26 protein-coding genes are annotated in these 22,072 nt (G+C 51.8%); all 26 read left to right on the top strand.

Annotation, left to right across the window (positions count from 1 at the left end; translation table 11 throughout):
• Positions 1–46 precede the first annotated feature (46 nt).
• The 26 genes from alaS to QO008_RS06820 all read left to right on the top strand — a co-directional run bounded on the left by alaS (position 47) and on the right by QO008_RS06820 (position 21,937).
• Entirely contained in the window at positions 47–2,686 is a 2,640-nt protein-coding gene (gene alaS / locus QO008_RS06945; protein WP_307385350.1) for an alanine--tRNA ligase, read from the top strand.
• Positions 2,687–2,736: 50 nt separating this feature from the next.
• A complete protein-coding gene (locus QO008_RS06940; RefSeq protein WP_126465512.1) occupies positions 2,737–2,994 on the top strand; it encodes an IreB family regulatory phosphoprotein in 258 nt (85 codons plus the stop codon).
• Positions 2,995–3,039: 45 nt separating this feature from the next.
• A complete protein-coding gene (locus QO008_RS06935; protein WP_307385348.1) occupies positions 3,040–3,981 on the top strand; it encodes an aldo/keto reductase in 942 nt (313 codons plus the stop codon).
• Entirely contained in the window at positions 3,982–4,395 is a 414-nt protein-coding gene (gene ruvX, locus QO008_RS06930) for a Holliday junction resolvase RuvX (RefSeq protein WP_197721080.1), read from the top strand. It abuts the gene before it with no gap.
• Positions 4,396–4,399: 4 nt separating this feature from the next.
• The gene (locus tag QO008_RS06925) at positions 4,400–4,645 is read left to right on the top strand and encodes a DUF1292 domain-containing protein (protein WP_164715224.1); all 246 of its coding nucleotides are present in this window, start codon (positions 4,400–4,402) and stop codon (positions 4,643–4,645) included.
• Positions 4,646–4,654: 9 nt separating this feature from the next.
• Complete coding sequence (locus tag QO008_RS06920; RefSeq protein ID WP_232006451.1) at positions 4,655–5,113, top strand: Fur family transcriptional regulator; 459 nt, start codon at positions 4,655–4,657, stop codon at positions 5,111–5,113.
• Positions 5,103–6,773 (top strand): ribonuclease J, encoded by a 1,671-nt coding sequence (locus QO008_RS06915; protein WP_307385345.1) that lies wholly within the window; start codon positions 5,103–5,105, stop codon positions 6,771–6,773. Before QO008_RS06920 ends, QO008_RS06915 begins: the two co-directional genes overlap by 11 nt.
• Before the next feature lie 27 nt (positions 6,774–6,800).
• The gene (locus QO008_RS06910) at positions 6,801–7,448 is read left to right on the top strand and encodes an O-methyltransferase (RefSeq protein WP_126465508.1); all 648 of its coding nucleotides are present in this window, start codon (positions 6,801–6,803) and stop codon (positions 7,446–7,448) included.
• Positions 7,441–8,667, top strand: coding sequence for a peptidase U32 family protein (locus QO008_RS06905; RefSeq protein ID WP_307385342.1), 1,227 nt, complete (start codon positions 7,441–7,443; stop codon positions 8,665–8,667). Before QO008_RS06910 ends, QO008_RS06905 begins: the two co-directional genes overlap by 8 nt.
• A complete protein-coding gene (gene udk / locus QO008_RS06900; protein ID WP_307385340.1) occupies positions 8,664–9,308 on the top strand; it encodes a uridine kinase in 645 nt (214 codons plus the stop codon). The genes QO008_RS06905 and udk overlap by 4 nt, the downstream gene beginning before the upstream one ends.
• 99 nt (positions 9,309–9,407) lie before the next feature.
• On the top strand, positions 9,408–9,959 hold the full coding sequence (gene infC / locus QO008_RS06895) for a translation initiation factor IF-3 (protein WP_126465505.1): 552 nt from the start codon (positions 9,408–9,410) through the stop codon (positions 9,957–9,959).
• An 11-nt stretch (positions 9,960–9,970) separates the two neighbouring features.
• Positions 9,971–10,162, top strand: a complete 192-nt coding sequence (gene rpmI / locus QO008_RS06890) for a 50S ribosomal protein L35 (protein WP_126465504.1) — start codon at positions 9,971–9,973, stop codon at positions 10,160–10,162.
• A 13-nt stretch (positions 10,163–10,175) separates the two neighbouring features.
• Positions 10,176–10,526 (top strand): 50S ribosomal protein L20, encoded by a 351-nt coding sequence (gene rplT / locus QO008_RS06885; protein ID WP_126465503.1) that lies wholly within the window; start codon positions 10,176–10,178, stop codon positions 10,524–10,526.
• A gap of 56 nt (positions 10,527–10,582) precedes the next feature.
• Complete coding sequence (locus tag QO008_RS06880) at positions 10,583–11,932, top strand: TrkH family potassium uptake protein (protein WP_232006450.1); 1,350 nt, start codon at positions 10,583–10,585, stop codon at positions 11,930–11,932.
• 9 nt (positions 11,933–11,941) lie between these two features.
• A complete protein-coding gene (locus QO008_RS06875; protein WP_126465502.1) occupies positions 11,942–12,607 on the top strand; it encodes a potassium channel family protein in 666 nt (221 codons plus the stop codon).
• Positions 12,594–13,358, top strand: a complete 765-nt coding sequence (locus tag QO008_RS06870; protein WP_307385336.1) for a TrmH family RNA methyltransferase — start codon at positions 12,594–12,596, stop codon at positions 13,356–13,358. The genes QO008_RS06875 and QO008_RS06870 overlap by 14 nt, the downstream gene beginning before the upstream one ends.
• Entirely contained in the window at positions 13,355–14,677 is a 1,323-nt protein-coding gene (hisS, locus tag QO008_RS06865) for a histidine--tRNA ligase (RefSeq protein ID WP_126465500.1), read from the top strand. The genes QO008_RS06870 and hisS overlap by 4 nt, the downstream gene beginning before the upstream one ends.
• Positions 14,678–14,913: 236 nt before the next feature.
• On the top strand, positions 14,914–16,818 hold the full coding sequence (gene thrS, locus QO008_RS06860; RefSeq protein ID WP_307385334.1) for a threonine--tRNA ligase: 1,905 nt from the start codon (positions 14,914–14,916) through the stop codon (positions 16,816–16,818).
• Positions 16,811–17,344, top strand: coding sequence for an SGNH/GDSL hydrolase family protein (locus tag QO008_RS06855; RefSeq protein WP_307385333.1), 534 nt, complete (start codon positions 16,811–16,813; stop codon positions 17,342–17,344). The genes thrS and QO008_RS06855 overlap by 8 nt, the downstream gene beginning before the upstream one ends.
• Before the next feature lie 80 nt (positions 17,345–17,424).
• Positions 17,425–18,882: a hypothetical protein gene (locus tag QO008_RS06850; RefSeq protein WP_307385331.1), complete on the top strand. Its 1,458-nt coding sequence runs from the start codon at positions 17,425–17,427 to the stop codon at positions 18,880–18,882.
• Complete coding sequence (locus tag QO008_RS06845; protein WP_307385330.1) at positions 18,872–19,312, top strand: type II secretion system protein; 441 nt, start codon at positions 18,872–18,874, stop codon at positions 19,310–19,312. The genes QO008_RS06850 and QO008_RS06845 overlap by 11 nt, the downstream gene beginning before the upstream one ends.
• Positions 19,302–19,619 (top strand): type II secretion system protein, encoded by a 318-nt coding sequence (locus tag QO008_RS06840; RefSeq protein ID WP_307385329.1) that lies wholly within the window; start codon positions 19,302–19,304, stop codon positions 19,617–19,619. The genes QO008_RS06845 and QO008_RS06840 overlap by 11 nt, the downstream gene beginning before the upstream one ends.
• Positions 19,555–20,079, top strand: coding sequence for a PulJ/GspJ family protein (locus QO008_RS06835; protein ID WP_164715220.1), 525 nt, complete (start codon positions 19,555–19,557; stop codon positions 20,077–20,079). Before QO008_RS06840 ends, QO008_RS06835 begins: the two co-directional genes overlap by 65 nt.
• Complete coding sequence (locus QO008_RS06830) at positions 20,072–20,965, top strand: hypothetical protein (protein WP_126465493.1); 894 nt, start codon at positions 20,072–20,074, stop codon at positions 20,963–20,965. The genes QO008_RS06835 and QO008_RS06830 overlap by 8 nt, the downstream gene beginning before the upstream one ends.
• A gap of 70 nt (positions 20,966–21,035) precedes the next feature.
• Positions 21,036–21,593 carry an elongation factor P gene (efp, locus tag QO008_RS06825; protein WP_307385328.1) on the top strand — a complete coding sequence of 186 codons (558 nt, stop codon included), beginning with the start codon at positions 21,036–21,038 and terminating at the stop codon, positions 21,591–21,593.
• Positions 21,594–21,607: 14 nt separating this feature from the next.
• Positions 21,608–21,937, top strand: coding sequence for a CD1247 N-terminal domain-containing protein (locus QO008_RS06820; protein ID WP_126465491.1), 330 nt, complete (start codon positions 21,608–21,610; stop codon positions 21,935–21,937).
• The last annotated feature ends 135 nt before the right edge of the window (positions 21,938–22,072 follow it).

Genomic DNA, 22,072 nt, shown 5'->3' with positions numbered 1-22,072 from the left:
AACTCTATAATTTAAAACATAGATTTGATATATCATAGGAGGAATTATGAAAGCATTGGGATTACACGAAGTACGGCAAGAATACCTGCGATTTTTCGAGCACAAACAACATTTAATTTTACCGAGTTTTTCTTTGGTTCCCCAAAACGACAAATCGTTGCTTTTGATCGGCGCGGGCATGGCGCCGATGAAGAAGTACTTTACGGGCGAAGCCCTGCCGCCCCGCTCCCGCGTAGCGACATCCCAAAAATGCATTCGTACCGGCGATGTGGAAAATGTCGGAAAGACCGACCGACACGCGACATTCTTCGAGATGCTGGGCAACTTCTCGTTTGGCGACTATTTTAAGCGCGAAGCCATTCACTGGGCCTGGGAATTTTTGACCGAAGTCTTGGAAATCGACGGCGACCTCCTGTGGGCGACGGTTTATTTGGATGACGACGAGGCCTATGAAATATGGAACAAAGAAATCGGCATCCCCGAATCGCGATTGGTCCGCTTGGGCAAAGAGGACAACTTCTGGGAACTGGCGATAGGCCCCTCCGGCCCTTGTTCGGAAATCTACTTCGATCGAGGCGAGAAATACGACTGCGGCGATCCCGATTGTAAGCCGGGTTGCGAATGCGACCGCTATATCGAAGTGTGGAATTTGGTATTTACGCAATTCGACAAAGACGAAGAGGGAGAGTATCACCCCCTCGCCAATCCCAATATCGATACCGGCATGGGTCTCGAGCGCATTGCGTCGGTGCTGCAGGAAGCGAACAATATCTTCGAGATCGATGCGATCCACGACATCTTAGAAAAAGTCTGCGAGACCGCCGGCTATCAATACGGCAGCGATCCGCAAAAGGATATTTCCGTGCGCGTAATCACCGACCACATTCGCGCCGTCACCTTTATGATCTCCGACTCCATCATTCCTTCCAACGAAGGGCGCGGCTATGTGGTGCGTCGCCTGACGCGGCGGGCGGCCAAACACGGAAGAAATCTCGGCATCGATGCGGCATTTTTATACAAACTGTCCGCCGCCGTCATCGACTCCTGGAAGATTCGCTACGAGGAGCTCGACGAAAATCGCGACATGATCGAGCGCGTCATCCGCAGAGAAGAGGAGCGGTTTTTGAAGACCCTGGAGACGGGCATGACGCTTTTGGAAGGGGAAGTGGCGCGTCTCAAAAAAGAAGGTTCTCGCCGATTCTCCGGGGAAGATGCCTTTAAGCTATACGATACCTACGGGTTTCCCCTGGATCTCACCAAAGAGATCCTCGAAGAATCCGATATGCAGCTCGACGAAGAGGCGTTTCTGCGTGCCATGGAAGAACAAAAAGTGCGCGCAAGAGAGGCCCGCGACGACTCCGACAATATCGGCTGGTCCGCCGGCGGCGCGATGGCGCCCGAAGAAATCAAAGAGGACATCGAATTTGTGGGATATACGCGGCTTCAAGTTTCGGGCGCTCGACTGCTGCATATTCTCGCAGAGGGCGAGGAGACATACCACCTTCAAACCGGAGAAACGGGCATATTCTACGTAAATCCCACGCCCTTCTATGCCGAAGGCGGCGGACAGGTGGGCGATACCGGTGTGATCGTCGGCGAAGATTTCAAAATCGCAGTGACCGATACCAAAAGCACCAAAACCGGCCATAGCTATTGCATCGGAACGGTAAAAGAAGGCACGGTGGAATTGGGCGATGTGGACCTTTACGTAGACGAAGCGCGTCGCGAAAAGACGCGCAGAAACCACTCCGTTACGCACCTTTTGCACCGGGCGTTGCGCGACGTTTTGGGCGAGCACGTCAATCAGGCGGGGTCTTTGGTGGCGCCCGATGCCATGCGATTTGACTTTACGCATTACGAGGCGATGACACCCGAACAGATTCAAGACGTGGAAGAAAAGGTAAACGTCGAAATCTTCCGGTCCCTGCCGGTGACGACGCGGCTCATGTCCTATGACGAAGCCAAGGAAGAAGGCGCTGTGGGCCTTTTCGAAGACAAATACGGCGATCGGGTACGCGTGGTCAGTATGGGCGAGTATTCCAAAGAACTCTGCGGCGGCACCCATGTGGACAATACCGCGCAGATCGGGATGTTCAAGATCCTCTCCGAAGGCGGCATCTCCGCCGGCGTTCGCAGAATCGAATCCAAGACCGGACTCGGGGTATATGCCTACATGAATGAACTCGATGAGAGACAAAAAGAACTCGCTTCTTTGTTAAAATCCAACGAGGATCAAATCACGGAAAAAATCCGCAACCATTTGGAACGGGAAAAACAGTTGGAAAAAGAACTGGCGAAATTGCAAGCGGATATCGCCGCGAGCAAAATGGATCGAGAACTGGGTGAAACGGAAGAAATCCAAGGCATATCCGTGATTCGGGGAAGCTTTGTCGATATCGGCGTGGAAGACCTTCGGAACATGGCGGAAAAGCGCCGCGACAAAGAAGACGCTTTGGTACTGTTGAGCGCTGAAAACGCGGGGAAGGTGCAATTTGTCTGCGCCTCTCCCAAATCCGCCATCGAAAAAGGCGTGAAGGCGGGCGATGTCGTTAAACGCGTGGCGAAGATCGCAGGCGGTGGCGGCGGCGGCCGTCCCGATATGGCGACCGCCGGAGCAAAAGACGCCGCAAAGATCCCCGAAGCGATGGGAGCACTGGAAGAAATTCTCGCCGAACTCAGAAACTAGTCCCAAGCGCCTCGAATTTGTGGTATAATGCTTACTATGGAGGAGATTATATGGACAATAATAATTTCGAGACGCATATTTTTGAAAAGATAGAAGGCGACGGAGAAAAAATACGTTCCGGTCTTTTGACGGTATACCATGCGTTGATCGAAAAGGGATACGACCCCATCGATCAGATTATTGGCTATATTCTTTCCGGAGACCCCACCTATATTACGAGCCATAACGACGCGAGAAGCATTATACAGTCGATCGAACGAGACGAATTGCTGGGCGAGTTGTTACAATACTATTTAAAGGAAAAATAGAGATGGGCGATGGCTCATCTCTATTCTTTTGTAGACGGGAGAAGTATGGCGATTTTAGGTAAGACGGGGATCGAAGTATCACCTTTGTGTTTTGGTTCGCTGACATTTTCTAAATTTCAGGCGAATCTTTCCCTGAAAAAGGGCACGGAACTATTGGTATACGCTCACGAAAAGGGTATAAACTTTATAGACACGGCGGAGATTTACGACAACTATCATTTTCTCCGAGAAGCAATTCGAGAGATCGGCCGTGAAAGATGGACGATTACGACAAAGGCGTATTGCTACGATCGCGCGACGGCAGAGGCGAGCGTAGCCAAGGCGCTGAAGGAAATGGATACCGACTATATTGATATCTTTATGCTCCACGAGCAGGAATCGCTTTTGACCCTCCGGGGGCACAAAGAGGCGCTCGAGCGCCTGGCGGCGTTCAAACGCGAAGGGATTATCCGCGCCATCGGCATTTCCACCCATTTTATCGGCTGTGTAAATGCGACGGCGCTCTTTCCCGAGATCGAGATCATCCACCCGATTATCAATCGGATGGGCATCGGCATACAGGACGGCACCGCGACGGAGATGCTTCACGCCATAGAGGCGCGGCACAAAAAGGGCATCGGCATATATTCGATGAAGGCTTTGGGCGGCGGACATCTAATCGGAAACAGCGCCGAGGCGCTCCGTTGGATTCAAGCGCAACCCCATATCGATGCCACGGCTGTGGGCATGCAGTCCAAGCAGGAGATCGACTATAATGCGGATCTCTTTTTGCGAAAATCCGAAAACGAAGCCGCCTATGATGCGGTATCCAAGAGAAAACGCAAGCTGATTATCGCCGATTATTGTATCGGATGCGGAAATTGTGAACGACGTTGCAAGCAGGATGCCATCCACGTAGAGGACGGACGCGCCGTCGTAGACGAACGCTGCATCCTTTGCGGCTACTGTGCGACAGTCTGCCCGCAGTTTTGTATTAAAGTGATTTAAATGAAAAGACTATTGGGTTTAGACATCGGAAATAAGACCGTCGGCGTCGCCGTTTCGGATCCCTTGGGAATTTTTGCCCAAGGGCTTTTGACCATTCAAAGGACTTCGAAGAAGGCGGATGCGGAGGCGCTTCGAGAACTGATCGACCGATACGCGGTGGAAAAGCTGATCGTCGGTCTTCCGAAAAACATGAACAATTCCATCGGATTTCAGGCAGAGCGCACCATGCGCTATGCCGATTTTTTACGGGAAACTTTGGGCATAGAGATCGAATACGTCGACGAACGGCTGACCACCGCCTCCGCCGAAATGGCGTTGATCGAGGGCGGCGTTCGCCGGGAACATCGAAAGGAACATGTGGATAAGATCGCTGCCGCCATGATCCTTCAGACGTATTTGGATGCGCACAGGTGAGAAAATGAACCGACAGTTGTTTTTTGACGAGATGGGAAACGGCATCAGCTTTATCATTAAGGCCCGTTTTCGCGTCGACGATTGCGACTATATCGCCCTCTTAGATGCGGAACATATCGATTACGGTACTTTTATACTCCGAGAAGAATACGACGAGTCGGGGGACGTATATTATGCCGGCATCGACGAAGAAGAGTATGTACGCGCCATGGAGATCTACGAAGAACTCCTGATAGAACAGGCACAATAGGTGGTAAGTTTGTCAGACAATACATTCAAAAAATTTTTGCAGTCCAAGGGTTACAAATACACGAGACAGCGTGCCGTCGTCATGGAAGTGTTCGCCGACCACGAAGGCGAACACATTACGACGGAAGAAGTGTTTCGCTATGCGGCGGAAAAGATGCCCGAAATCGGCATCGCCACGGTCTACCGCACCGTAAATCTTTTGGAAGAGATCGGGTTTTTAACCGTGCTTTCCTTCGACGACGGCGTAACGCGCTACGAACGGCGCCTGCAAGAAGAAAAGCATGCCCATCACCATTTAATCTGCAAAAAATGTAACGATATTACAGAAGTAAACCTGGACCTCCTAGACAATTTGGAAGAGGAGATCGAAAACAGAGAAGGCTTTCATATTACGGATCACAATTTAAAATTTTACGGAATATGTTCTCATTGTCGAGAGGCCTCGAAAGGAGAAACGAATGAAGAATAACGGTAAGCTTCGCATCATTCCCTTGGGCGGAATGCGCGAAGTGGGAAAGAACATGACCGTCATCGAGCATCAGGACGAGCTGATTCTCGTAGACTGCGGTATGACTTTCCCGGAAGAGGATATGCCCGGCATCGATGTGGTGATTCCGGACATCAAGTATTTGCTGCAGAACAAACATAAAATCAAGGCGATCGTCATCACCCACGGGCACGAAGACCATATCGGCGCCATTCCCTATGTGCTCAAGCAAGTCAATATTCCCATATACGGAACCAAATTGACTTTGAGTCTACTGGAAAATAAGCTGAAGGAACACAGACTCCTCAGGAGCACGAAGATGGTCACCGTCGGATACAGAAAGCCCGTAAAGATCGGGAAATTCTTCGAAGTGGAATGGGTCAATGTCAACCACTCTATTCCCGATGCGGCCGCCCTCGCGATTACCACCCCCGTCGGCGTACTCGTTCACACCGGGGACTTCAAGGTCGACTTTACGCCGATTTCGGGCGATCCCATCGACCTGAACCGCTTGGCGGAGATCGGAAACCGCGGCGTGTTGGCGCTCTTTAGCGAATCTACGAACGTACTGCGCGAAGGATTTTCCATGAGCGAGCGGAAGGTCGGCGCGACATTTGACCGGCTCTTTGCGCTGATGAAGGGCAATCGGATTATCATCGCGACCTTTGCGTCGAATGTCTATCGGATTCAGCAGATCATCACGGCGGCGGAACGCTATAACAGAAAGGTCGTACTCAGCGGCCGGAGTATGTTGAATGTCATGGGCATCGCCGAAAAGTTGGGGTATTTGCGCGTCAAGCCCAATACGATTATCGACATCAAGGATATGAATCGCTATAATCCGAAACAACTGGTCTTGATCACCACGGGCAGCCAAGGCGAGCCCATGAGTGCGATGACGCGGATTTCTACCGGCGAGCACAAGCGCATTCAGCTGACCAAGGACGATGTCATCATCCTTTCGGCGCATCCGATTCCGGGGAACGAAAGCGCGATCAACACCGTAATCAACCGCCTTTTGGACAAGGGCGTTCGCGTAATCTACGAATCCCTCTCCGAAATTCACGTCTCGGGACACGCCTATCAGGAAGAGCATAAACTGTTGTTGAACCTGTTAAAGCCCCGTTTCTTTATCCCGATCCACGGGGAGGTCAAGCACCTCTTAAAGCATGCGGAAGTGGCGCAAAAAATGGGCGTTCCCAAGAAGAACATTTTTATATTGGAAAACGGGAACTGCCTGGAGATGACGGCAAACGACGCGCGCATGGTGAAGGATGTCCCTGCCGGACAAGTGATGATCGACGGCTTGGGCATCGGCGATGTGGGCAATATCGTACTCAGAGACAGAAAACACCTCGCCGAAGACGGCCTGATCATCGCCATTATCGCGATGAACCGCAAGACCGGAGATATGGTCTCCGGACCCGATATCATCTCCCGCGGTTTCGTCTATGTGCGGGAATCCACGGATTTGATGAACGAAGTGCGCGGCGTGGTACAAAAATCGGTCAAAGACTGCAAGCGTCAGAACGTCAAGGACTGGTCTTCGATTAAGTCGCAGATTCGCGACGACCTGCGCAGCTTTATCTTCAAAAAGACCCGCAGAAACCCCATGATTCTTCCCATTATTATGGATGTGTAATAGCCGGATATTCCGGCTATTTTTGCGATGCAAGATAGTATCAAAGACAATAATGAATGGTTTCTCGCCCGTATCGCACCCGACCGGGGCGGCTATCTCGGCGAATTGCGCGCATTTGCGGAAAAAGAAGGCGTTCCGATCTTCGGAGAAGAGGTTGAAAATTTCCTTCGGTTCTTCTTGCCGGTCTTGTGCCCTTCAAGAATTCTGGAACTGGGGACCGCCATCGGCTATTCCGCATCGGTGATGGCGGCAGTGCTTCCCGAAGCGACGATCACGACCGTGGAGATCGATCCGGACCGGGCGGTTTCCGCCCGTACGCACTTTCAAAATCAGGACCTCGAATCGCGCATCCGCTTGGTGGTGGAAGACGCAGAGGCATTTATGCGAAACGACGAAGGCATATACGACTTTATTTTCGTCGACGCGGCGAAGGGCCAATACGAAAAATATCTAAAGCGCGCGCTGGCCCTATTGGCACCGGGCGGGGTGATCGCCATGGACAATGTACTTTTTCACGGCATGCTCGCCTCTAAAGAACTATATGTACGAAGAAAGGTGACCATCGTCAAGCGATTGAAGCGAATGCTCTACGACATCCTGCGGGAAGAAGGGATCGTAGCGGACATCCTTCCCATCGACGACGGCCTCTTATTGATTAGGAGAGAATATGAATAAGATCGAACTGCTGGCGCCGGCCGGAGACCTCGAAAAACTGATCACCGCCATCGACTACGGCGCCGATGCCGTATACTTGGGCGGTGAGGCATTCGGACTCAGAAAAGCGTCTAAAAATTTTCCTAAAGCGGATATGAAAAAAGGTGTAGAATACGCCCATGCGCGGGGAAAAAAAGTACATGTCACATTGAATATCATTCCCCACGACGGAGATTTCGAAGGATTGGAAGACTATCTCGCGTTCTTGGAAGAGATCGGCGTCGATGCCGTCATCGTCGCCGATCCCGGGATGTTCCAACGGGTAAAGGCCGCTTGCGCCATACCGATCCATATGAGCACACAGGGCAGCCTGACCAACAGCGATACCGTTCGCTTTTGGAAGGACCTCGGTGCAGAGCGCGTGGTTTTGGCGCGGGAGCTTACATTGGAAGAGATTAAGACCATTGCGAACAATGTGTCCGAGGTGGAAATAGAGACCTTCGTGCACGGCGCGATGTGTATGAGTTATAGCGGGCGCTGTCTACTGAGCAACTATATGACCGGAAGGGACGCCAATCAGGGCGACTGCGCCCAACCCTGTCGATACAAATACCATCTGGTGGAAGAAAATCGACCGGGGGAATATTTTCCTATAGAATCCATCGAAGAGGGAAGCTTTATCCTCAATTCGAAGGATCTCTCGATGATCGAACACATCGACGCGCTGATCGAAGCGAATATTCGCTCGCTTAAGATCGAAGGCCGGGTAAAGAGCGCCTATTATCTGGCCACGGTGATTCGCTCGTATCGGATGGCGATCGACGCCTATTACGCCGATCCCGAAGGCTATCAGTACGATCCCGCCTGGGAAGAGGAGATCAAAAAGGTCTCGCACCGGGATTTCACCACGGGCTTTTACTATTCCGAGGCGAAGGACGCGCGGGGCATCAGCGAGCAGACGACATATATCAGAAATTACGATTTTGTCGGCGTCGTCTTGCACTACGATCCGAAAACCGGTCGCGCCCTCATCGAGCAGAGAAATCGGATATTTGACGGCGACGAGGTGGAGATCTTTGGACCGGGCAAGCCGCATTTTGTCCAGATATTTACGGATATGCGCGATCTCGACGGCGAGAAGATCGAAATCGCCAATCGGGCCCGGCAGCATTTCAGCGTCGCGGTGGATCGTCCGGTTGCCCCCAAAGATATGATCAGAAAGCGGGTGAAAGAGGTATGAAACCTGTAATTATAGGGATCTGCGGCGGATCCGGTTCGGGGAAGAGTACGGTGACGAAATCGATCTTCGAACACACCGGAGAAGCGCGCTGTACGATCATTCGACAGGACAATTACTATAAAGACCAGAGTCATTTGCCTTTTGAGGAGCGGGAGAAGACCAATTACGACCATCCCTTCGCCTTCGACAACGCCTTGTTGATTTCGCATATACGTGCGCTCAAGGCAAATCAGGCGGTGGATATGCCCGAGTACGATTTTACCGCCCACAACCGGAAACGCGAAACGATTCGCATAGAGCCGAAGAAGATTATCTTGCTCGAAGGCATACTGTTGTTTTCCGAGCCCGAGATCCTGTCGCTTTTGGATATGCGTATATTCGTCGACACCGACAGCGATGTGCGCATTCTGCGGCGCATTCGGCGGGATATGCGTGAGCGCGGTCGGAGTCTGGATTCGGTGATGGAGCAGTATCTTACCACCGTGCGGCCCGCGCATCTGCAATTTGTGGAGCCCTCGAAGCGCTATGCGGATATCATCGTACCGGAAGGCGGGCACAATCGGGTGGCGGTGGATTTGATCCAGACGAAGATCGACCAAATCCTTTCGGCATCGAAAAATGATTTGACAAATACAGATTAAGCTGGTAGAATTACTTAGTATTGCAAGTAGAAGTCCGCTTCTCACCTTACGACATCAGTTTTAAGGTTTCGTTCCAGTAACGTGTGAAGGCGGGTATTTTTGTACCCGTTTTTTTATTGCCTACGGAGGTGTTTAATCATTAAAGAAATTCAAGTCAATGGAGACATTCGCGCGCGCCAAGTGCGCCTAATCGACCCCGATGGAGAACAACTGGGCATCGTGTCCATTGAAAAGGCAATGGAGATTGCCGAAGAATTTAAAATGGATCTCGTAAATATCGCGCCTAAAGCCAAGCCGCCTGTATGCCGCATTCTCGACTACGGAAAGTACCGCTACGAGATGATGAAAAAAGCAAAAGAGTCGAAGAAGAAACAAAAGACGATCAGCGTAAAGGAACTGCGTTTGACGCCGAAGATCGAGACCCACGATTTAAACACAAAGGCAAAAAAAGCAAAAGAATTCCTGCAAGACGGCAATCGAGTCAAGGTATCCGTTCGCTTCCGCGGACGAGAAATGGGACATACCGAAATCGGTCGCGAAGTGTTGGATGAATTTACGGAACTCGTTTCAGAATACGGGGAAGTCGACAAGAAGCCGAAGATGGAAGGCAGGAGCATGGTTATGTTCTTCGCCCCGAAGTCCGAAAATTAAGGAGGAAAACTATGGGTAAAATGAAGACGCATAGAGGTTCCGCAAAGCGTTTCAGAAGAACGGGAACCGGTAAACTGAGAAGATACAAGGCATATAAAGGCCACCTGACGGGCAAGAAGAGCCCGCGCAGAACGCGTAACTTGAGAAAAGGGGACTTGGTCTCCACTGCCGATACCCGCCGTATCGACAAGATGATTCCGTAATCGGGAGGTAGACATGGCCAGAGTAAAAAGAGGATTGAACGCAAAGCGTCGTCATAAAAAAGTATTAAAACAAGCCAAAGGCTATTTCGGCGCAAAGTCGAAGCTGTTTAGACCGGCAAACCAAGCCGTTATGCGCTCTATGAGCTATGCCTTCGGCGGTAGAAAACAAAGAAAAAGAGATTTCCGTAAACTTTGGATTACGAGAATCAACGCAGCCGCACGCCAAAACGGCATGAGCTATAGCCGCTTTATCAGCGGTTTGAAAAAGGCGAATGTCGACATCAACCGTAAGGTTTTGTCCGAACTCGCTATTCACGACCCGGAAGCATTTGCACAACTCGTTCAAGTAGCCAAGGGAGAATAAGATTTGCCCCACCGGGATGTCTCCCCGTGGGGTTTTCTTGTGCATAGGAGCAGACTGTGAAAATTTGGAATCATATTCAGAGGGAAGTATTAAAGAACCCGCCGCTGGTGCTGGGCATCTCGTTTATGCTCTTGATCTCGATGGGCACGCTTTTATTGATGCTTCCCTTTGCCTCGAGTGACGGAAACGGCGCGAGTTTTATCGATGCCCTATTCACCGCCACATCGGCATCTTGTGTAACGGGATTGATCGTAAGAAATACGGCGGTGGGCTGGAGCGTATTCGGAAAGTTTGTTATTATATCCCTGATTCAGATCGGCGGATTGGGCACGATGACCATAATCGCATTGGTTTCGGTGCTTTTAGGAAAAAAAATCGGGCTCAGAGAACGCATGTTTATTCGCGAACAGCTAAATACGAATACGCTCAGCGGTATGGTGCGCCTGATCGAATTCGTGATTCGTTTTACCTTTGTCGTAGAGGGAATCGGCGCGCTTTTGTTGAGTCTTCGCCTCGTGCCCGCCTACGGTCTGTTTAAGGGCGTCGTGTTTTCGGTATTCCATGCGATCTCCGCGTTTTGTAATGCGGGCTTCGACCTCTTCGGCAATTCCATGATCCCCTTTCAAGGCGACTATTTGGTGACGCTCACCATCGCCGCCCTGATCATTTTAGGGGGCTTGGGCTTTATCGTCTATGTGGAATTGTGGCAGTTCCGGCAGAGCAAACACCTGTCGTCGCATACGAAACTGGTGCTTTCCACCACGGCGATGCTGCTCTTAGGCGGAATGTTTTTGATATACTTCTTCGAATTTAGAAACCCGGCGACCCTGGGCGCATTGCCCGAGCAACAAAAGTGGCTCGCGGCGTTTTTCCAATCGACCACATTCCGGACGGCGGGCTTTAACTCCGTCGAGATGGGGAGCATGAACGACATTACGGTGTTTTTCGCCATCCTCTTGATGTTTATCGGGGGATCGCCGGGCTCCACCGCCGGGGGACTGAAGACCACCACTTTTGCCATCACCATGGCCGCCGCCTTTACCACCCTAAAGGGGACCCGCGATACGGAACTCTTTAAGCGGCGGGTCAGCGAGACGACGATTCGAAAGATTTTTGCACTCTTTGTAATCGCCATCTGTCTGGTATTTTTCGTGGCATCCTGTATCGTGTTCTTTGAACACAACAAATTCGTATTTGTGGACATTCTCTTCGAAACCGTATCCGCCTTCGGAACGGTGGGCGTCACCCGCGGAATTACCGCGGATCTGTCGCCGCTATCGAAGCTGTTTATTACCTTCACCATGTATCTGGGCAGGGTCGGTCCGACCACCTTTGCCATGGGACTGTTCCAAAAAGAACACGACAAAAAATACCGCTATGCGGAAGGCAGATTTATCGTAGGATAGGAGGCAAATTTGATTAAGAGTTTTGTGGTATTCGGCATCGGCCGATTGGGCTCCACGGTGGCCCGGACGCTATTCGATTTACAGAACGAAGTGCTCGCCATCGACATTAACGCCGAAAAAGTGCGCAATATCTCCGAAGACGTGACCACCGCCATTCAAGCGGATATCACCGACGGAGAAGTGTTGGAAGACATCGGTCTGAAGAATTTCGACGTGGCGATTATCGCCATCGGCACGAATTTGGAATCGGCGATTATGGCGACGATGGCATGCGTGGAAGCGGAGATTCCTCTGATCGTCGCCAAGGCGCCGACCAAACGCTATGGACGCATTCTCAGAAAGCTGGGGGCGCACAAGATTATTTATCCCGAAATGGACATGGGCGTGCGCCTAGCGCAAAAACTGACCGACGACGGCATCTTGGATTTCTTCGAGCTTTCCGAGGATTATGGCATCGTAGAATACCGCATTCCCGACTCTTGGGTGGGCGATACGATCCGCGATCTCGAGGTGCGCAACCAGTACCATATCAACGTCATCGCCCTGCGTCGCAATGAGGATCTGATCGTTCAAAATATTTCCAAAGAACCCCTACGCAAAGAGGATATCATTATCTTCTTCGGCTCCAGCGAAGATTTGGGCGCCATGAAGGCTTTGTACGATGAATCGAATTGATTCGCCGTCCAATGACAAACTGAAAACGCTCCGCAAGCTGAAAGACAAAAAATATCGCGAGCGCTACAAAAAGCTGTTGCTGGAAGGCATCGTTCCCGTCACGGAAGTCTTAGAGACGGGATATATCGAGGAAATCTTTATCGACGAAGATCGCGCAGAAGCGCTGTTGGATGAGTTTTCGGAGGAGCGCGCGGCGATCACGCTGCTTTCTCCGCGCGCATTTTCTTCCCTGGTCTCCACCGAGAGCGATCAGGGCGTCGTCGCCGTGGCGAAACATTTTCTACGCGATGCCGAAGCTTTGCCGAAGCGCGGTCGATTCCTCTATGCCGACGGCGTATCCGATCCGGGGAATTTGGGCGGCATGATCCGTTCGGCGGAAGCTTTTTTCTTTGACGGCGTGCTGATCGGGCCGAACTGCGTGGATCCCGCCAACGACAAGAGTTTACGCGCGTCGATGGCATCGGCCTTTCGCATTCCCATCGCCAAAATAGACGATGCTGCGCTCTTCCGACTGGCCAAAGAGTGCCCCATTTATACTTTGGATATCCGCGGAGATATGCTGACGCCGTATTTTGAGGCGAAAGACGATTTTATCCTGGCGGTGGGCAACGAAGCCCACGGCATTCGCGAGGAGATTTCCCGCGCCGCAGAGCACCGCATCCGCATCCCCATCCGCGATTCCATCGATTCGTTAAATGCCAATGTGGCCGCATCGGTGGCCATGTTTGCCCTACAAGGAGGTAGATCATGACCGATATCGTACAACCGTCCACCCTGCCCGGGTTTATGGAGCTTTTGCCCGAAGACCAACGGGTTTTTAATCGGATGAAAGACATTATCCGAAAAAACTACGAAGAAAAAGGCTTCTTGCCCATCGACACGCCCGTCTTGGAAAAGCAGGAGGTATTGTTGGCGAAGGGCGGTGGGGAAACGGAAAAGCAGATCTATGCCTTCAAAAAGGGCAATACGGATCTCGCGATGCGCTTTGATCTTACCGTGCCGCTGGCCCGCTATGTTGCACAGCATTATAGCGATTTGAGTTTTCCCTTTCGCCGCTACCATATCGGCAAAGTCTACCGGGGAGAGCGGGCGCAGAAGGGCCGCTTTCGTGAATTCTACCAATGCGATATCGACATTATAGGGAACGGAAAGCTGTCGCTGTTTAACGATGGAGAGATTCCCTCGATTATCGAAAGCACCTTTATGGATCTGGGATTTTCGGATTTTACCATCCATATCAACAATCGAAAGATTTTAAACGGATTTTATCGATCCCTCGGCATCGATGATTCTACCGAGGTCCTTCGAATCGTCGACAAGCTCGACAAGATCGGCTTGGAAGCGGTAAAAGAGGAACTACAGGCCTTGGGGCTTTCGGATGCGTCTGTCTCCGCCATTGCCGACTTTATCGCGATCGACGGAACGACTCAAGAGGTCTTTGAAGCCCTCCGTGCGCTGCCTGTGGAAGAGGCGGAATTTTCGGAAGGGGTGGCGGAATTAGAAGCGGTCTTCGATATCGCCTATGCCCTGGGCGTTAAAAAAGAACATATCAAACCCGATATGAAGATCGCCCGCGGTCTGGACTACTATACCGGCACGGTATACGAGACGATTCTCGACAAGTATCCCTCCATCGGTTCGGTGTGCAGCGGCGGCCGTTACGACAATCTGGCCGCGCACTACACAAAGCAGTCGTTGCCGGGGGTGGGGATTTCGATCGGCCTGTCGCGCCTGTATTACCAATTAAACGAAGCGGGGTTGTTAGACGATTTCACAGACAGTGCGCTGGATGTGTTGATTCTTCCCTTTGAAGAGACAAAACGCGAGTCTCTCGCCCTCTTAAAGACGCTCCGAGACGCGGGAATCTGCGCCGGCTATTACGGCGAAAGCGGAAAGATGGGGAAGAAATTCAAATACGCCGACCAACTGCGCGTGCCGTATTGCATCGTCGTCGGACTTTCCGAAATCGAAAGCGGCGCGGTCACGCTCCGCGATATGGAAAACGGCAAAGAAGAGCGCCTTTCTCCCGATGCGCTGGTAGAATATCTGCGTGACAAAAAGCGCGATTGACGACTTGCATTCCCGATGAAATTCTGCTATACTCCACTTAAGTTTGACGGGAAGAGTACACATACCAATCAGCGATAAGAGGACGGTGCGAGCTCTTACTCATGTGGAAAACCAACCCCGACTTCTGCCTTAATCGGCAGCGTCTGCATACGTTACATGCCTTAAGAAGCAAAAAAGGTGGAACCACGACGCCGATCGTCCTTTCGGGACGGTCGGCTTTTTTTATTGAGGTGATTATGATGAAATTGACATTGCCCGACGGCAGCGTAAGAGAATACGAAGGCGAAAAGAGCGTAAAGGAACTGATCTCCGATATTTCTACCGGCTTGGAACGCGCCAGCGTGGGTGCGGTGGTCGACGGAAAGATTCTCGGTAAACACGACACCGTCACCGAAGGCGGCAATTTCCGCGTGGTCAAGTTCGAAGACGACGAGGGCAAGCAAATCTTCTGGCACTCTTCGGCGCACTTGTTGGCTGCGGCGGTACAACGCCTCTATCCCGACGCAAAATTCGCGATCGGCCCCGCTATCGAAAACGGATTTTACTACGACATCGATCTCGACGAGCAGCTCAATCCCGAAGATTTGGAGGCGATTCAAGACGAGATGCAAAAGATCGTCAAAGAGAATCCCGTCTTCCAAAAAGAGGTGCTTTCGCGCGAGGAAGCGGCCAAGCTCTTTAAAGACGATCCCTATAAATCCGAACTGATCCAAGAGCTGCCCGAAGGCGAAGAGATCTCGATTTATCGCCTGGGCGAATATGTGGACCTTTGCCGCGGCCCGCATTTGGAAGAAGTCAAATCCATCAAAGCCGTAAAACTGACCTCCGTTGCCGGCGCATACTGGAGGGGCGACGAAAACAACAAGATGCTGCAACGCATCTACGGCATTTCCTTCGAGAAGAAGAAAGACCTCGACGAATACCTCGAACGCCTGGAAGAGGCGAAACGCAGAGACCACCGCAAGATCGGCAAGGAATTGGACCTATACAGTTTCCGCGAAGAAGGCCCCGGATTCCCGTTCTTCCATCCCAAGGGAATGATCATCAGAAACGAACTGGAACGCTATTGGCGGGATCTGCAACTGGAACGCGGATACGGCGAGATCAAGACGCCGATCATTTTGAACGAAGACCTCTGGCATCGTTCGGGCCACTGGGACCACTATCGCGACAATATGTATTTTACGAAGATCGACGGCGAAGACTATGCCATTAAACCCATGAACTGCCCAGGTTCGATCCTCGTATATGAAGCGGATATGCACTCGTATCGCGATTTTCCCATCAAGCTGATGGAATTCGGCCAAGTACACCGCCACGAGCTTTCGGGCGCGCTGCACGGCCTGTTCCGCGTCCGTACCTTTACCCAGGACGACGCCCACGTATTTATGCTGCCTTCTCAAATTCAAGAAGAGGTGGGCAAGTTGATCGAACTCGCCGACGAATTGTATAAGACCTTCGGCTTCGACTACTCCGTAGAACTCTCTACCCGTCCGGAAGACAGCATGGGCAGCGACGAGCAGTGGAACACGGCCATCGAAGCGCTGCGAAAAGCGTTGGAAGACAAGAAGATGGCCTACGAAATCAACGAAGGCGACGGCGCATTCTACGGGCCCAAGATCGACTTCCACTTAAAAGACGCCATCGGAAGAACCTGGCAATGCGGTACGATTCAACTGGACTTCCAAATGCCGGAACGCTTTGAACTCACCTATGTCGACGAAGACGGCGAAAAGAAACAGCCGGTAATGAGCCACCGCGCCTTGATGGGTTCTATGGAACGCTTTATGGGCATCCTTGTCGAACACTACGCCGGCAAGTTCCCGCTTTGGCTCGCGCCGGTACAAGTGGCGGTCCTTCCCATTAGCGAAAAATCGCAAGACTATGCCGAAGAAGTGTATCGCGCATTGGAAGCGGCGGGCATTCGCGTCGAATTGGATCGCCGCAATGAAAAAATCGGCAAGAAGATTCGCGACGCCCGCATCAACCGCATCAATTATATGGTCATCGTCGGCGAAAAGGAACAGGCGGACAAGACTCTGTCGGTCCGTGCCCGCGACGGCGAAGAGACCGCCGGCGTAAAGATGGAAGACTTGATCGCCTCGCTCCAAAAAGAAATCAAAGAGCACGTCATTGGCTAATATCATCGCCCTGGGCGATTCCTATGTCGCCGGCTACGGCGTGGCTCCAAGCGAATGCTGGGTATCGCTTTTAGAAAGTAAGCTCGAACGACCCATTATAAACTCGGGCGCAAACGGGGCATGGATCACGGAGATTGCAAACAATCTGCCGGAGATCGCACCGGGAGAGATTGTACTCGCACTGGGCGGCTGCAACGACTTGCTCGGCGGCGCTTCGGTCGAAACGTTACAGAGGGCGGTCGCCGCGATTCGACGCTACGTCGAATCGCGGCGGGCGCGGTTTCTGTATATCGTGCCGCCCGTACCGGTGATTGTAAACGAAGAACCGTTTGTAGGAATCTCTCTTTTGGATTCGCTGCGAGAAAAGGCGATAGAGTGGGATCATATCGCCCAGGGGCTGCATTTAGAAGCGGTGCTGGAAGGTTCGGATGACCTGTTTTTCGACGGCATCCATCTCGTACCCGAAGGGCACGAAAGAATCGCCGATGCGGTATATGCAGGAGGAAATGATAGAAAATTTTGGTAAGAAGGGGAGGCGACTCCTCTTCTTTTTGATTGTATCGACTTTCTTTGTGAGTTTTGATACAATATTTGCGAGGTGATGGAGTGAAATTTAATTTTTTGCCGAAACGGGCGGAGGGAACGCCCGAAAAAAAACGCCCTATCAATCCGCTGTTTAAGAACGGCCTGGAGCGACTTAAAGAGGGAAACTTTTCGAAGAGAGAACAGGCCGTGTTTGCCGCGCTTTTATTGTCTTTGACCGGTGCTTGCGGGTATGCCGCATTTTTGAAGGCGCCTTTGGAGCAGCAACAAGCCCTAAAGGCCGCATTGAATGCCTCTTCGGTGGCCCATGCCGAAAAACCCGATGCCTCCGTCTATGCGCCGGAAAAGGAAATCTTGCGCGAGGACGAAGTCGAGGCCGCAGTCGCCAACTATATTTCTGCCGATCCCAATGCCGTGATCGTGAGCGAGGAAGTCGTAAAGACAGACGACAGCAACGGATCGCTTAATCTCGTTGTCGAGCACAACGGCTCCGGCGATGTATTGGCGCAGTATATCGAAACCTTGGAAAGCGCGCCGAAAAAAATTCAAATCGACTCCATTTCATACCAGAAAGACCCGTCCGGCGCGGAATCTACCGTGCTTAGGGTATTCCTTCCCTATACGGTGACCGACAACAGCTTGGAGAACAAGACCTTTTCGGAAGAACCGTCGGCACCGACGCCGCCGACGCCTACGCCGAATACGACGGCGACGCCCACGAATCCGTCGACGTCTATGCCGAGTACGAGTTCTTCGAATCCCAAGCCCGCGTCGGGTTCTACGGCGACCACCAAGCCATTTGACGCTTCGAAGACGCCCAAGACCCGCGTGATCACCGGCCGCAAACCTTCGGTCAGCTATACGCCGCCCAGGGCAAGTACGCCGAGTGCCAAACCCGCCGAGAAGAAGCCCCAAGCGCCGACAAAACCCAAGGTGAAGCCGCAAACCGACAAACCGCCCATGACTGCCGAAACGGAGTATATCGCTCCGCCGATTACCCGTTATTCGGCGCTCAAGAGCATTCTCTCTGCAAACTTTGTCGACGGAAATGCGGTCTCCATGGCACAGGAGCCTTCCGGACACAAAGAATCTGAAGATGTTTTGAAGCTACAGTACAAAATCCAGGCTCTCGACGCGTCGAAAGACGAGACCACAGAAGAAAAAGAAGGCGCCGATGTGCCCGTAACGGAAACCGAGGCGACTGAACGCGAACTCCGCATGGATACGGGCGGATTCTATCTGCCGAAAAACGGATACGAGTTCAGCATCGACGTATCAATGCCCCTCGAAAGCGACGGCAAATTTAGCCTTGTCTTGGCAGATCTCAAGGGCAATAGTAAAGAAGTCGTGCCCGTGCGCACGGACGATATGGGCGACGGCTATCACCGTATTTTCTTCCCCTTAAACGGCATGGACGGCACCATGCGCGCCACGCAAATTCGCTATCGCTTTACACCGCACACGGCGAAAGAGGAGACGATGGCCGTTAAAAATGTGCAAATTCTTTCCAATGAATCATAAGATCCCGGCTATGACGCTGATCGAGGTGCTCTGTACGGTCGCCGTATTGGCGATCGTCGTAAGCATTGCGTCTTTGGGATATTTTGGCGTTCAGCGATTCCGTGCTGAGCGCCAAATTTATGGAATGAAAGCGGAATTGAACGACTTACGCAGAGAGGCGATGGTCAAAAGAAAGAGCTGTCGAATGGACTTTTTCGAGGATCGCTATGCACTAGAAGACGGCAGCGAAACGAAAACCGTCGTCTATGAACCCGGTACCTATATGCGGCTTTGTAGGACGGCAAACCGAAAAGATTATTTCGAATTCAGTGCCTCCGGGCGGCCTTCCAATAGCGGAATGGTCGAATTCGAAACAAAAAACGGCAGGTATCTGTTGATCCTGTCGCCGGTCAATGCGCGTATTCGCGTGGAGGAGATTCGTGAAGAGTAAGGGATTCAGCTTGATCGAGGTGATGGCGGCGGTCGCCTTGATGGGCCTGCTGGTGATTTTCGTCGCATCCGCTTTGGGGAGCGGGTATCGGCAGGGGCGGCGCATCGAATCGCGAAAAGAAATTTTGCGCCGCGCGGAGAATGCCGCGGAATGCGCCCTCGCCTACGAGGAAAGCCGAGAGCCGGGCATCATGGTTATGATTACGCCCTACGACCCTTATGGAGATATGGTGGAGGTATATAGTGAAGAAACGGGAGAAAAGTTCTTCAGCGTGTATCGGCCGAAAGAAGGGATTTACGCTCCTTGAGATTTTGATCGCCATCGCATTGAGCGCCGTGTTGATTGCGGCGACGGCAGAGATTCTATCGGGATCGCTGACGAGCGCCATGCATATAAATGAGAGGATCGACCGATTAAGGGACAGAGACTTTGCCGTAGATTCCCTGGCCGAGGAAGTATTGGCAGCGGAAGAAATCCGCGCCGTCTCCTCCGATGCGATCACCATCTATCGCATAAGGGAGGGCAAGGAAAAACACGGCATCATCACCTATGTTTCCAAACGGGGTCGATTGGATCGCTATGCAGACTATCATATCGGCGTACCGCGGAAGAAAGAAAGCTACGGCCCTTACGGCGTAAAAAATCGCATATGGGAAGGGAGCGGGGATATACGCTTTGTACGCGATCAGAATTTGCTGCGCATACGATGGAAAGACGGCATAGAGGAACGAGAGCGGATCGTCGCCGCCCGGGGGAAGTATGAATAAGGCGCGGGGATCGGTGAGTATTTTGGTGATCTTTATCTTCGCCATCCTTTCTTTCTTGTTGCTCTTTTTATTGTCTCGACTGGAACGGGGCGGCCTTTTATTGGAAGCGGAGCGAGACGGTCTGAAGAGCGGCTATGCCGCAGAATCGATGGCCCATTTGGCCTATCGATCGACGGACGAAGAAGTGTTTCGACAAGTGCTCTTGGAAAGGGATGCCATTGCCCTCAGCGCGCCCAGTTGGGATGGCATCGCCGGAGAAAAGGCGAAGATCTCGCCTATACGCACGTCCGGCGCCTATACGAGGTTTTCTCTTTCCGCCGACTGTCGCTACCGGGGGATATACAGCCGCGCGATCGTAACGGGAGAACTCGTCCACCCGCTGTTTGCGCAGCAAGACGGCATTCTCTCTGCCGACGAAATCGAAACGGCGGGGCTTTTGCCCGCGTGGAAAGAGGCATTTCGCCTCTGGTCGTATGCGCCGAAGGATAGACTGCCTTCTGTGGTCGTCGATCGGCCGAGCGAAATGCATTACAATGGAGGTAAATGGATCCTGACGGATGGGGCGGATGGACAGATACAGACCGAGGCAAAACAGGCCCTCGACATTCGCAGTGAGCTATCGGTCCCGGACGGGTATTCGACGGAAGGTCTCGTCTTTTTGCGGTCCGGCAGCGTTTTACGGGGAACCCTGTATGTGCGCGGCGTCGTGATAGCCGAAGCGGACAGCGTCGTCGAGGGGAAAATCGTCTGCGACGGCCTTTGTATCGGGTACCTGCCGATGGATACGGTGTCCAATTTTCACCCCCGAAAGGCAGAGCGATATTTGGCAAATTTTCCCGAATTCCTCGAGTGCGGCAATATCCGCACGAAAAAGGAGTTCCGGTAGGAGAAAGTAAACTTGAGGGGGAAATTTCCTTTTGGTATAATTGAACCGAAGTACATTTAAGGAGGAAAATATGATCTCAGCTGGTGATTTTAGAAAAGGCGTAACTTTTGTAATGGATGGAGATGTGTATCAAATCGTCGACTTCCAACACGTAAAACCGGGAAAAGGTGCGGCGTTTGTTCGGGCCAAGATTCGTTCCGTGATCAATGGGGGGGCCAAAGAAACCACTTTCAATCCCTCGGAGAAGTTCGAGAGCGCTGTAATCGAAACCAAAGAAATGCAGTACCTCTACAACGACGGCGAATTGTATTACTTTATGGACAACGATACATACGAGCAAATTCCCATTGAAAAGTCTTATGTGGAGGAAGCGCTGAATTTTATGCGCGAAAACGACACCGCGACCATTCAAATCTATCAAGGGAAGCCCTTTAACGTTTCACCGGCCAACTTCGTCGAGCTCGAAGTCACCGAAACGGAACCCGGCTTAAAAGGGGATACCACTTCCGGTGCCACCAAGCCCGCGACGGTAGAGACCGGATTTACTCTACTTGTACCTCTTTTTGTCGACCGCGGCGATATCATCCGCATCGACACCAGATCCGGCGAATATATGTCCAGGGTATAGCCAAGGAGGATGCTATGAAAAACATTTTGCAAAGAATCGCCTATTTACAAGGTTTAGCGGACGGTTTGGGTGTGGACGATACATCGAAAGAAGGCCAAATTTTACTGGAATTGGTGGATGTCGTGGCCGAATTGGCTGAAACCGTAGACGACCGCCTGGACGATCTCGAAGATTATGTAGACGTCGTGGAAGAAGATCTCGGCGAATTGGAAGACTTTATCTACGAAGAAGACGACTTCGACGATTACGACGATCTCGACTTTGACGACTACGAGCTCTACGGAGATTTCGACGAAGAAGACGACGATTTCGACTTCGACGAGGAAGAAATCGAAGAAGAATAAGAATGACACACAAAACCGCCGTTTGGCGGTTTTTTATTGTCTTGAATTTACAATCTAAGTGCAACAAAAAATGATTCACCGTTTTCTGGTAAAATTATGTCGACAAAAACCAATCAACCAGGAGGAACGATGAAT

Source organism: Aedoeadaptatus ivorii (assembly GCF_030815095.1).
Classification (GTDB): domain Bacteria; phylum Bacillota; class Clostridia; order Tissierellales; family Peptoniphilaceae; genus Aedoeadaptatus; species Aedoeadaptatus ivorii.
This window is presented reverse-complemented; position numbering and strand designations above follow the sequence as displayed.